General features: G+C 56.7%; 11 protein-coding genes and 3 tRNA genes. 10 read left to right on the top strand and 4 right to left on the bottom strand.

Annotated elements, in window-relative coordinates; translation table 11 throughout:
* Positions 1–40 precede the first annotated feature (40 nt).
* The 3 genes from F552_RS0113195 to F552_RS0113205 are packed head-to-tail and all read right to left on the bottom strand — an operon-like array spanning position 41 to position 3,895.
* On the bottom strand, positions 41–1,996 hold the full coding sequence (locus F552_RS0113195) for a transglutaminase TgpA family protein (protein WP_018152230.1): 1,956 nt from the start codon (positions 1,994–1,996) through the stop codon (positions 41–43).
* A 4-nt stretch (positions 1,997–2,000) separates the two neighbouring features.
* The gene (locus F552_RS0113200; protein WP_018152231.1) at positions 2,001–2,963 is read right to left on the bottom strand and encodes a DUF58 domain-containing protein; all 963 of its coding nucleotides are present in this window, start codon (positions 2,961–2,963) and stop codon (positions 2,001–2,003) included.
* Complete coding sequence (locus F552_RS0113205) at positions 2,960–3,895, bottom strand: AAA family ATPase (RefSeq protein ID WP_018152232.1); 936 nt, start codon at positions 3,893–3,895, stop codon at positions 2,960–2,962. The genes F552_RS0113200 and F552_RS0113205 overlap by 4 nt, the downstream gene beginning before the upstream one ends.
* A 69-nt stretch (positions 3,896–3,964) precedes the next feature.
* On the opposite strand from F552_RS0113205, the gene F552_RS0113210 reads away from it, so the two are divergent.
* Both F552_RS0113210 and F552_RS0113215 read left to right on the top strand, forming a co-directional pair.
* On the top strand, positions 3,965–4,288 hold the full coding sequence (locus F552_RS0113210) for a hypothetical protein (protein WP_018152233.1): 324 nt from the start codon (positions 3,965–3,967) through the stop codon (positions 4,286–4,288).
* A gap of 239 nt (positions 4,289–4,527) precedes the next feature.
* Entirely contained in the window at positions 4,528–4,866 is a 339-nt protein-coding gene (locus F552_RS0113215; RefSeq protein ID WP_018152234.1) for a P-II family nitrogen regulator, read from the top strand.
* Positions 4,867–4,980: 114 nt separating this feature from the next.
* Here the strand turns inward: F552_RS0113215 and F552_RS19385 are convergent, their stop codons facing one another.
* The gene (locus F552_RS19385; protein WP_018152235.1) at positions 4,981–5,895 is read right to left on the bottom strand and encodes a recombination-associated protein RdgC; all 915 of its coding nucleotides are present in this window, start codon (positions 5,893–5,895) and stop codon (positions 4,981–4,983) included.
* An 84-nt stretch (positions 5,896–5,979) separates the two neighbouring features.
* Between F552_RS19385 and uvrC the strand changes: the two genes are divergently transcribed.
* The 8 genes from uvrC to F552_RS0113260 all read left to right on the top strand — a co-directional run bounded on the left by uvrC (position 5,980) and on the right by F552_RS0113260 (position 11,931).
* Positions 5,980–7,818 (top strand): excinuclease ABC subunit UvrC, encoded by a 1,839-nt coding sequence (uvrC, locus tag F552_RS0113225; protein WP_033375635.1) that lies wholly within the window; start codon positions 5,980–5,982, stop codon positions 7,816–7,818.
* A 59-nt stretch (positions 7,819–7,877) separates the two neighbouring features.
* Positions 7,878–8,462 (top strand): CDP-diacylglycerol--glycerol-3-phosphate 3-phosphatidyltransferase, encoded by a 585-nt coding sequence (gene pgsA / locus F552_RS0113230; protein ID WP_018152237.1) that lies wholly within the window; start codon positions 7,878–7,880, stop codon positions 8,460–8,462.
* Between the two features lie 76 nt (positions 8,463–8,538).
* A tRNA-Gly gene (locus tag F552_RS0113235) sits at positions 8,539–8,614 on the top strand.
* Positions 8,615–8,689: 75 nt separating this feature from the next.
* A tRNA-Gly gene (locus F552_RS0113240) sits at positions 8,690–8,765 on the top strand.
* A gap of 74 nt (positions 8,766–8,839) precedes the next feature.
* Positions 8,840–8,913: transfer RNA gene (locus F552_RS0113245), tRNA-Cys, on the top strand.
* A 343-nt stretch (positions 8,914–9,256) separates the two neighbouring features.
* Positions 9,257–9,820: a substrate-binding periplasmic protein gene (locus F552_RS20125; protein ID WP_373280222.1), complete on the top strand. Its 564-nt coding sequence runs from the start codon at positions 9,257–9,259 to the stop codon at positions 9,818–9,820.
* A 153-nt stretch (positions 9,821–9,973) separates the two neighbouring features.
* Positions 9,974–11,449, top strand: a complete 1,476-nt coding sequence (gene alkA / locus F552_RS0113255; protein ID WP_018152239.1) for a DNA-3-methyladenine glycosylase 2 — start codon at positions 9,974–9,976, stop codon at positions 11,447–11,449.
* A gap of 2 nt (positions 11,450–11,451) precedes the next feature.
* Positions 11,452–11,931 carry a methylated-DNA--[protein]-cysteine S-methyltransferase gene (locus tag F552_RS0113260; protein WP_018152240.1) on the top strand — a complete coding sequence of 160 codons (480 nt, stop codon included), beginning with the start codon at positions 11,452–11,454 and terminating at the stop codon, positions 11,929–11,931.
* Positions 11,932–11,962: the final 31 nt, after the last annotated feature.

The following is an 11,962-nucleotide window of genomic DNA, read 5'->3' on the forward strand; positions in this document are numbered from 1 at the left end:
ATTCCCCGGATGAAGGGGCTTTTTTTCGGCGGTGGTTTGGTCAGGGCCTGAAACTGCGAACGGCGGCCTCAAACTGCTGCAAGTCTGCCTGACGATCCGCCACGGTGGTTTGATATCGTAGCCGCAGGTAAAGCTGGGTGATCCGTGCGATCTGCGCTTGATGCTCGGGTAAGGCTGCGCCGGCCCGTGCAGCCAGATCTGCCGGCCCTTCGTGCCGGGCGCGTGTCAGCCCTTTGCGGGCCAGCGTATTGCAATACTGTTCATATAAACGTTGTTCCGGGGAGAGATGGCGCTTTCTGGGCCACAGCAATAGTGTCATGCCGGCCAGAATGATGCCGGACAAGACCGACACCATGACCCTGACCATGGTCTTGGTATCCCCATCCAGTCCCAGTTGCTCCAGCAATTGCTTCTGGCGCTGCCGGTCATAGCTGAGCACCCAGCGGTTCCACTGATTGACCAGATTGTCGGCTATCCAGCCAAACTCCCGCAGCCAGCCCGCGCTGCGGGTATTCTGAATGGCCAGGCCACTGTCTGCGGGCAATACCTGCTCGATACCCCGTTCGACCCGTTCCGGCGCGACGGCTGCTGTCGGGTCAACCCGTGTCCAGCCCTTACCGTCTAGCCAGACCTCGGCCCAGGCATGGGCGTCAGCCTGGCGGATAATATAGTAGTTGCCCACCGTGTTGTATTCGCCACCCAGATACCCCACCACCACCCGCGCAGGCACGCCGGCTGCCCGCATCAGGAACACAAAGCTGCTGGCATAGTGTTCGCAAAACCCTTTTTGGGACTGGAACAGGAATTCATCGACCGGGTCATCTCCCAGCTTGCCGGGGCGCAGGGTGTAGGCAAACGGCTTGCCGGCAAACATCTGCAAGGCCGCTTGAATGCGGGCTTCGGGTGCGGCATAGCGGGCGGCCCATTGCGCACCCAGGGCCGTTGCTCTGGGGTTGCCATAGGGTAATGCCAGAGCGAGCTGGCGAGTCAGGTTGTCGAGACGTTCCATGGGCCTTGGGCCAGACGTCGCCTGATAGCGTATGCGACCATCCGGTGGTGCAAACAGCAGGAATTCATCATCCACACTGAACCAGCCGCGTTCCCGCAATTGCACATTCAGGCCAGTTTGCAGCAAGTACAGCCAGCGATGGTTTCCCTGCTCCAGGGTGATGGTGTAGTCGGTCCGTTGGCCGCTGCTCTCGATAGGGGGGCGCTGATACTGCCGGCGGAAGGCGTTTTGCCGCCAGCTTTGTCCGTCAAAGTCCCACAGGGTCAGTCCGCGCCAATACAGGGAAGACTGTGGCGGGCGCGGGCCGGAGAATTCGGCACGGAATGCAATGGCGGCGGATTGCACGACTTCGCTCAGGCTACCTGGGCTAAGGGTGTCGCTGACGCCGGACTGGGCGGTTTGCGCGGCGGTGCTGATCTGCCAGATCGGGTGCTCCAGCCGGGGAAACAGCACAAACAGGGCAACAACCATCGGCAGGCCATATAGCAGCAAACGGCCGATGTATCGTCCCGGCAGCATACGCCCAGCACCCGGGTGCGCCAGGATCAGCCAGTTACGCAGGGTGAATACGGCACACAGTGTGACATATACCCCCAACCAGAAAGGCTGGTCATACAGAAACTGGGTCAGCAACACAAAGAAGTTTAGCTGACTGGCCAGCATGGCATCCCGTAATTGCCGGCTTTCCAGCCACTTCAGGCATGTAACGATGATCAGAATGGCGACCGCCACATCTTCCAGCGGGAAGCTGCCCAGCCAGGCAAGCAGAATGGTGGCGAGCACCACTACCAGGATCACCAGTCGGGTCTGGGCCACCGGCAAGGCGTTATAGGCTTGCTTCCAGCGCCAGAAACCCGTGCCGATCAGCACACCGGCGACCAGCAGCAATGGCCAGGGCAGATTCAAGACATGCGGCAGGCAGGCCAGTACCAGCTGCAGGCCCAGCAGGCCATACGCATGTTTCCCTAACTGGGGTGAGGTACGCATGGGGCTACCCCTGCCATCTGGCCAGCAAGGCCAGGCAGTGGGCCAAATGTGCCGGCCCTTGGGCGGTTGACGTTTCTGTGTGCGGCAACGACAGGGCAAAGGCGTGGCCTGAGGCTTCTGCCATCAACAGCCAGGCCGCCAATCGGGAGAGTCTGGCTTCGGTCTCCATATTGGCAGGCGTATCTTGCCAGCGGATCAGGCTGCTGGCAGGTTGATAGATATCCCCGTAGCGGGTCAGCAGGTCATCCTGCTTGGCGCTGTGCTTCCAGGCAATGCTGCGCAGCGGGTCGCCCGGCCGATAGTTGCGAATCTGGTCCGGCGTTTCGTCATCCGGCTGGGTTTGCTGGCTTTCGGCACCGGCCGTTGCTGCGGTCGGCAGTGGCGGAGGGTGTTGCTCGGGAGCCGGATAGACGATGACTTCTTGCATCAGGTCTGCATACGACCAGACATGCAGCAACCGGAAGGGAAATTCTGCCGAGATGCTCAGCCGGCCTGCCGTATGGACACCGCGCGGCAGTTGGGGCTGGCACAGGCTGATCAGCGTTTCCTGGTGCGGCGGCAGATCGGTTTCCTGACTGACCAGCCGGGCATGGCGCAGTTGTACGCCAATGCGCATCTGTCCGTCATCGTGCGTCAACCGGTAGGGGAACACACCGGTTTCACCGGCAAAGATGGCTTGCGGCTGGGCCACGGCAATCCGTACATCCTGCAGGTTCCGGTAAGCCATCCACATACTGGCCAGGGCTACGCCGATCAGGGCAAAGGTCAGCATCAGACCCAGGCTCAGGTTGAAATTGAGCGAGGCCAGCAACATGGTCAGCAGCAAGGTACCAAACACAACGCCTTGCCAGGTTGGCAAGATGTACAGATGCTTGCGATCCAGTTTCACCCAGCCATCAACCGGTAACCGCTTGCGCTGAAGCCAGCGGGTGAGTTGCTGCGGGAGTCTTGCGGCGACGTCGTTCAAGGAATGGCTACTTCTTGCAGTAATTGCAGCATCACGGGCGCGCAGGTATCCAGATCACTCCCCGGCATCAGCCGGTGGCCGGCCACCGCGGTAAAGATTTTCTGGATGTCTTCCGGAATCACAAAATGCCGGCCTTCCAGAAATGCCCAGGCCTTGCCAGCCTGAATCAGGGCCAGCCCGCCGCGCGGCGATAATCCGTGCAAGAACCGGCGAGGCTCTCGTGTGGCGGCAACCAAGGCCAGTACATACGCCGCCAGGGCTTCAGACACTTGCACATCATCAACCAGTTGCTGTAAGGCAAAGACATCGGTAGCCGATAAATGAGCGGTGGTCGCCTTAGTGTTGGCACCGCCAAGGTAGAGGGCTTTTTCTGCCTGAGCATCCGGATAGCCAATGGAGAGCCGCATCATGAAACGGTCCAGCTGTGATTCTGGCAGCGCGTGGGTACCAATCTGGCTTTGCGGGTTCTGGGTGGCGATGACAAAGAAAGGGTCTGGCAGGGTATGCGTTTCGCCATCGTGGGTAACTTGTCGCTCTGCCATGGCTTCCAGCAACGCACTCTGGGTTTTGGGGCTGGCCCGGTTGATTTCGTCAGCCAGCAAGACCTGGCTGAACAAAGGCCCGCGGTGGAACTCGAACCTGCCCGTGTCACGTAGGTAGACGGACACCCCGATCAGGTCAGCCGGTAGCAAGTCGCTGGTAAACTGGACGCGCTGGTAATGCAGCCCCAGCGTGGTGGCCAGTGCATGGGCCAGCGTGGTTTTGCCCACCCCGGGCACGTCTTCCAGCAGCAGGTGGCCGCGGGCCAGCAAACCGGCCAGCGACAGGCGGATGACCTCCGGCTTGCCCAGCAAATGCTGCCCGAGTATGGCCAGAATACCGTTCACTTGCTGGTTTGCCTGCAAAAACGTATTGTGAGTTGGCTGATTCATCTGTATGTTTCTTTAAAGATCCGGCTGGGTATCAGTCAAATAGTCAATTATTCATATGCCATGAATGTAATGGAAGAACATCACGCTGTAAATCAACCCTGTGTCTCCAAGGATGACCCAATACTGGCACTTCTGCAAAAAGAATTGTCAGCCAGGCTGCTTGGCAGGCTGTCACTTGGCCTGTTGCTGGTGCTGTTCGCCAGTGGCTTGCAGACATTGGACTGGTATGGCACCGGAAAAGTGCTCGGTATTGCCGGACTGGTGCTGATGGGGTGGGCGTTGTTTTCCGGCATGCGTATCTTGCAAGAATTGCGACGGTTATCTGCGCATGCGTCTGTTCCCTGGTCTGCCTTGCCGGTGCATGCGGCTGCCAGACGGCGGCGTGGATGGTAGCCAGCCAGCAGGAAAACGGTTAAGGTGTGTCATATGCTGTCATGCGTGGCCAGCCGCCAGATATTTACGGAAAACGCGCGTGATGGTTAAATAGATGGTAAGTGGTTGATTTAATGGTTTTATGTTCAGGTTATTCCCTTTTCAAATCGATAATGATGCACCGGTGGCCCATGGCATTGCTTCTGCTGGTCAGTGTTGATTTAAAAATGGAATAACACGTCAAACGTCAGGAGAACCGTGTGAAAAAAGTAGAAGCGATTATCAAACCATTCAAGCTGGATGAAGTGCGTGAAGCGCTGTCAAACGTCGGCATTACCGGGATGACCGTAACAGAAGTCAAAGGTTTTGGTCGCCAGAAAGGCCACACCGAACTGTACCGCGGTGCAGAATACGTGGTGGATTTCTTGCCTAAAGTGAAACTGGAAATGGTCATTGCAGACGACATGGTCGATGCTGCGCTGGACGCCATTACCCAGGCCGCACGTACCGGCAAAATCGGCGATGGCAAGATTTTTGTCATGCCGGTCGAGCAGATCATCCGTATCCGTACCGGCGAGCAAAACGAAGAAGCCGTGTAATTCCCTGGTACGCATCACCAACAAAAAGCCCCTTGCGGATCATTCCCAAGGGGCTTTTTGCTAGGTTGGTACGCCGGTATTGGATACCGTCATCCCTCCGGTCACGGACAAGTATTAGTCCTTTTCCGGTTCTCCGCCCAGCCAGTCCATCAGGTCTGCCAGCATGGAGCGCAAGGACTCTGCCTGGATGGTCAGCGTGGCTTCAACCAGCGCACGGCGGTCATCTGTGTCGGTGCTCAGCAGTTCGTCCTGGATCAGATCCATAAACTTCACGCGCTTGATCTGCCAGTCATCAGTCAGCATAAAGCTGATGCGATCCTGCCACTGCATGCCCAGTTTTACCGGTTGCTTGCCAGTGGCCAGATGAGCGGCGACTTCCGGTTGCAACAGGTTGTGGCGTGCAAAACGGACAATGCTCTGGGTGTCGCCATGGCCTTTCAGCTCGCAGTCACTATCCAGCTGGAAGAATTGCAGCTCCTGCTCGTCTTCCGGTACCAGCAGCAGATCCGCCATTTTGCTGGCAGGAGATTGCGCGGCCTCCGGGCGTTTCATCTTCAGTTCATCAATGGACTGAATCAGCGCGCTCACCACCTGTTCGGCCTTGCCCATATTGCTGGCATCTACGGCTACCCAGCCGGATTTCGGGTCGATCATCACCGCTACGCGGGAATAACGGCTAAACGCCTGTGGCAGCAAGGTATCCTCGATCTGCTCTTTCAGGGTCTGCTTTTCCTTGCGGCCCACCCGGCGCGCTTCGGTCGCCTCGATATGGTCCATCTTGGCTTGCAGTTCCTGGTTGATGACGCTCGATGGCAGGATTTTCTCTTCGGTCTTCAGTACGCACCAAAGTGCGTCGCCAGCAGCAATCACCAGCTCATCACAACCAAAAGCATCCGACCAGCCCGCCTGGGCGCGTTCGGACTTGCCGCAGCCGACAAAACGCTGGGCAGACAATTTGTCCGCCAGTTCGTCTGCTGTCAGTGAAATAGGGGCCGTCAAACGGTAAAGTTGCAGGTTTTTGAACCACATAATAATGATTAACCTTGTTGTTTCAGCAGCAAAGGGCGGAAGTTTACTATAATCATGCGTTCCATGTCTGATGACCGAACCCCGATGACGGACGAAGTGCAGTTTGATATTCCCGAATTCCTGAAAAACCTGCCGCTGCTGCCGGGCGTGTACCGCATGCTGGATGCCGCCGGCAATGTGCTGTATGTCGGGAAAGCCAAGGCGCTGAAAAAGCGGGTCAGTTCGTATTTCCAGAAAACCGACCATTCACCGCGTATCCGGCTGATGGTGGGGCAGGTAGCCAGAATTGAGGTCACCATTACCCGTAGCGAGGCCGAGGCGCTGCTACTGGAAAACAACCTCATCAAGAGCCTGAAACCCAAATACAACATCCTGTTCCGGGACGATAAAAGCTACCCCTACATCATGCTGTCCGGGCACGAATTCCCCCGGGTGGCCTATTACCGTGGCGGGCTGGATCGCCGGCACCAGTATTTTGGCCCGTTTCCCAACGTCTGGGCCGTACGTGACAGCGTACACCTGCTACAAAAAATTTTCCGCCTGCGCACCTGCGAAGACACCGTGTTCAATAACCGGTCGCGCCCCTGCCTGCTGTACCAGATCAAGCGTTGTTCCGGGCCTTGTGTCAATCTGATTTCGTCTGAAGACTATGCCGCAGATGTCAACGCGGCGCGCTTGCTGCTGGAAGGCAAGCAAAAGGATGTGACCGACCGCTTAACCGTGCAGATGCAGAAACTGGCCGAGAACTTCGAGTACGAAGCCGCCGCCGTGGTGCGCGACCAGATCCAGCAATTGCAGGCGGTGCAGGAGAAACAGTTTATCTCCAGCAACGTCAGCCAGCTCGATACCGACATCGTGGCCGCCGTCATGGCCGAAGGGCAGGCGTGTGTCAATCTGGTCATGATCCGGGGTGGCCGCCATCTGGGTGACAAAGCCTTGTTCCCGGGGCATGTGTCGGAAGGCACCACACCCGTCGAGGTACTGGAAGCCTTCCTGGAACAGCACTATCAAGAGCTTTCTCCGCCTGCGCTGATCGTCATTAACCAGCCCATCGAAGATGCCGGTCTGGCAGACATTCTGTCCGAGCAAGCGGGTCGCAAGGTCAAGCTCAACAGTAATCCCAACGGTGAACGCCGGGTCTGGCTGCAAATGGCCGAGAAGAATGCCCAACTGGCACTGGCCCAGCGCTTGTTGTCCAAAGCCGCCCAAGACCAGCGGCTGGCTGCGCTCGGTGAAGCGCTTGGGTTCAGCGAGCTGCCGGAACGGATCGAATGCTTTGACATCAGCCACACGCAAGGCGAAGCCACGGTGGCGTCCTGCGTGGTGTACGACAAACGCTCGATCCAGCCATCCGAATACCGGCGCTTTAACATCACCGGCATCACCCCGGGGGATGACTACGCCGCCATGCGGCAAGCCCTGACCCGGCGCTATGGCAAGCTGGTCGATCTGCAAGCGGCCGGTGAAGAAGTACGGCTGCCGGATTTGCTGCTGATTGATGGCGGTCTCGGACAGGTCAATATTGCGCTCGAAGTACTGGCCGAAGTCGGCCTGCCTGATTTGCCCATCGTCGGCGTGGCCAAAGGCGAAGAACGCAAGCCCGGGCTTGAAACGCTGGTCATTCCCCAGCAAGACTTGACCATCAATCTGCCTACGGATGCGCCGGCACTCCATCTGATCCAGCAGATCCGCGATGAGGCTCACCGGTTTGCCATTACCGGACATCGTGCCAAACGGGGCAAAGCAAGGGTACAATCCAGCCTGCAGGAAATCGAAGGGGTTGGTGCAAAACGTCGCCAGCGTCTTTTGACCCGGTTTGGTGGCATGCAAGGACTGCAGGCAGCGAGTGAAGAGGATATCGCTGCCGTTGAAGGTATCGGCCCGTCATTGGCCGAACGTATCTACCGGCAACTGCACTCATAATAAACAAGACGCAGGCGAATAACCGCCATCAAGCGTCATAACGACACTGGAAACAGAAGATGTTCAATCTTCCTACATTGTTAACATGGCTGCGCATTGTGCTGATCCCGATGTTTATCGGCATTTATTACCTGCCGGACAAATGGCTGCCGCCACTGGACAAAAACTATCTGGCCACGGGGTTTTTTCTGCTCGCAGCGATTACCGACTGGCTGGATGGCTACCTGGCCCGCAAGCTGAAGCAGACCTCCGCCTTTGGCGCTTTTCTGGACCCGGTGGCCGACAAGCTGATGGTGGCCGCCGCGCTGGTGATGCTGGTGCAGCTAGACAGGGCCGATGCCATGTTTGCCGTCATTATCATTGGCCGCGAAATCACCATCTCCGCCTTGCGAGAATGGATGGCCGAACTGGGGGCGAGAAAAAGCGTGGCTGTTTCCTATGTGGGTAAACTCAAGACAGCCGCCCAGATGGCAGCCATTACCGCCTTGCTGTTTGATGCGCCACTCATCCCCGGTATCGACACTCGGTTTGCCGGTCGGGCCTTGCTGGTCATCGCCGTGATCCTCACCCTGTGGTCCATGGTGTATTACCTGCGTCAGGCGTGGCCGTTGATGTCAGGTGAAGAAAATTCAACAAAATCGTAAGCAGGGTGTTGACAGAATTTTTAAACCCCTTATAATTGCGGTCTCTTGTGAATGCAACAGCAAGCAGCAAGACGAAGCGGGAGTAGCTCAGTTGGTAGAGCGCAACCTTGCCAAGGTTGAGGTCGCGAGTTCGAGACTCGTCTCCCGCTCCACTAAATACTTAGTGGTGGCACGTTAAAACCGGGTTCAACATCCGGGGCTAACAAAAAAGTTTCACACTCCATAATGCGGGAGTAGCTCAGTTGGTAGAGCGCAACCTTGCCAAGGTTGAGGTCGCGAGTTCGAGACTCGTCTCCCGCTCCAGTTTCTTTAGGTGCCATCTCCGGTGCCTGGCTTTACAGATTTGTATCATCCAAACGTTTAACAAGTCTGTCTAAGGCGGAGTAGCAAAATGGTTATGCAGCGGATTGCAAATCCGTCTATGCCGGTTCGATTCCGGCCTCCGCCTCCAGCATTTTTTCCTTTCCCCAAATTTGTTTGCTTCACTTTGTCTTTTTCTCTTTCTGTTTCCGGTTTCATGAACTAATCTTGTTTCAGATTAACAGGAACAAGTAGACGTGTGCCTTGCGATACTGGCATCTGGCGTGGCGTCATGGGGAATGGTTTTGATCAAGCGTCTGGGTTTGTTGATTTTATTTCTTGTTGCATCATCTTTTGCTTCTGCAGCGAAAATTTCTCTGGTCACTGGTGATTATGTGCCGTTAACGGGGCCTTCCCTGAAAAACCAGGGGCCCATCACCGAGCTGGTCACAGCGATATTTACCGCTGCCGGATATGATGTAGGACCAGTGACCATGCTGCCGTGGGCGCGTGGCCAGCTGTTGACCAAACAGGCGCGTTATCATGCGACCTTCCCGTACTCAAAAAATGCAGAACGCGAACAGGATTTTTTGTATTCGGACGTGATTTTGCACAGTGACATTTTTTTCTTTGTCCGGACCGAGGATGCAAGCCATGACCTTGGTCCGACATGGAAAAACAAAATCCTGTGTCGTCCTGTCGGTTACGTGATGGACAATATCCAGCCTTTGCTGGATCGGTATCAGATCAGTCTGGAGCGTCCGTATGACATTAGTGCCTGTTTCAAGCTATTGATGAATCATCGGGTGGATGTGGTACCGATACAGGACATTGTCGGCTGGAACGAAGTCAGGCAGCTACCGGCGCCGCATCCGGACGTGGCTGTGCTGCACAGCACCCTCAATACCACCGAAGGGGATTTGTATTTAATCGCCCCGAGGAAAAGTGCGTCGTCCCCCCTGCTGATCAAACGCTTCAACCAGACCTTGCAGTTGTTTCGGCAAAGTGGTCGATACAAAATGTTGCTGAAAGATTTGTTCATGCATTCGGTGCCGTAAGCCGTTTATCCTCGCATCCCTGCCATTTCGTTATCCGTTTTCAGCAATTTCTGAGTTGCACCATCTCCTGAATTTGATGTCCGTTTTCCGCGAGCAGTCCTGTGGACTTTGCAGTATGCTGTGATCCATGACAATCACAAGTGGTGATTCACGGTGGATAACGCCCAGTACTATAGTGCCTTGCTGGCCAGGGATCGCAAATTTGACGGACGCTTTTTTGTTGGCGTGACCTCGACCAGCATCTATTGTCGTCCAGTCTGCCGGGTCAAAACACCCAAATCAGAGAATTGCCGGTTTTTTGGCAGTGCTGCGGCGGCAGAGCAAGCCGGATTTCGGCCATGTCTGCGCTGCCGCCCGGAGTTAGCGCCTGGCTTGTCACCGCTGGATGCGGGAAGCCGCTATGTGCAAGTAGCGACCACCCTGATTGGACGGGGTTATCTGTCAGAGGCCGGTTGTGAAGGGTTGGCGCAGCGCCTGGGAATTACGGACCGGCATTTGCGCCGGCTGTTTGCCGAATCATTCGGGGTGTCTCCGGTAGAGTATGCCCAGTCGCAGCGTTTATTGCTTGCCAAGCGTTTGCTAATGGATACCGATCTACCCATGACTGACGTGGCTTTTGCGGCGGGTTTCGGGAGTGTCCGGCGGTTTAACGAACTGTTTGTGTCCCGCTACCGGCTGAATCCGGGCGAGATTCGTAAAAAGCGCGAGACCTCGCCGGAAGCTGTGGCTGACCATGTCCGCTTTAAGCTCGCCTACCGGCCACCGTACGACTGGGCATGGATGCTGCAGTTCTGGGCGGACCGATCGATTGCGGGTCTGGAGTCCGTAGCGGGCGGTACCTATTGCCGGAGCCTGTCTTTGCCCCATCAGGGCAGCATGTTGACGGGCTGGTATGCACTTACCCCCATACCGGATGAGCCGACTGTGCAGGTGACGATATCTGTGAGCTTGCTACCGGTACTGACTGTCGTGCTGCAACTGATCCGGCGGCAATTTGATCTGGACGCATCACCAGACGAAATTGCCCACGGGCTGGGGATGCTGGCCGACGCTTATCCGGGCAGTCGTTTGCCGGGTACTGTCTCCGGGTTCGAGGTGGCGGTCCGGACCATCTTTGAGCAAGTCATCAGTACGCAAGCGGCCAGACGTTTGTTGGGCGGGTTGGTAGCACTGTATGGCGAGGGGGTCGAAACCCCAAGTGAAGCAGTCAACCGGCTATTTCCGACGCCAGCCGTATTGGCTGGGCTTGAGGTGGAGGAACTGGCTGCGCTCAAGATTACCCGGCAAAAAGCAGCGGCGATCATCGCGTTGGCGAAGCAGGTTGAAGCCGGTACGCTGGAGCTGGATCACGTAGTCGATGTGGCAGAGGCCACCCGGCAACTGCAGGCAATAGAGGGTATCGGCCCGTGGTCGGCCAATTATATTGCCATGCGGGCCTGGGCTTGGCCGGATGCTTATTTGCCGGATGATTATGTCGTCAAGAAGCTGTTCCCGCAGCACAGGACGCGAGCGCGAGAGGCCATGTCGTCGCAGTGGCGGCCATGGCGAAGTTATGCGGTATTTTTGTTATGGCGGCACTGGGTAGACCAGCGGCCATTGCCAGATGCATACCTGAATCAGGAAGCTTGATCATGAAACAACTTGTATTTTCATCCCCGCTAGGCGACATGCTGGCCTGCGAAACCGATGGGGCCTTATGCGGACTGTACTTCTTGCCGCAAAAGCATGGGCGGATGCCTGACCCGGCGCTACAGGTGCGTACCGAGCTGCTGATGGCGGTAGAGGCCCAGATGCAAGCTTATTTTGCCGGGACGCTCACCGTCTTCGACGTGCCGTTGCAACCCGTTGGCACGGCGTTTCAGCAAGCCGTCTGGAAGGCGCTGCTCGCGTTACCTTATGGCGAGACCATCAGTTATCAGCTGCTTGCTGACCGGCTGGACAAGCCGACAGCCACGCGCGCCGTTGCCAATGCGGTAGGGCGCAACCCTGTATCCATCATCATCCCGTGTCATCGGATTATCGGCAGTAATGGCAAACTGACCGGTTACGCTGGGGGGGTAGATAAAAAAGCCTGGATGCTGAACCTGGAACAAGGTGGGCAGTTATTCTGATGTGCTCATCCATCAGTCAGACTGATGTAGC

Source organism: Leeia oryzae DSM 17879 (genome assembly GCF_000376945.1).
GTDB lineage: Bacteria > Pseudomonadota > Gammaproteobacteria > Burkholderiales > Leeiaceae > Leeia > Leeia oryzae.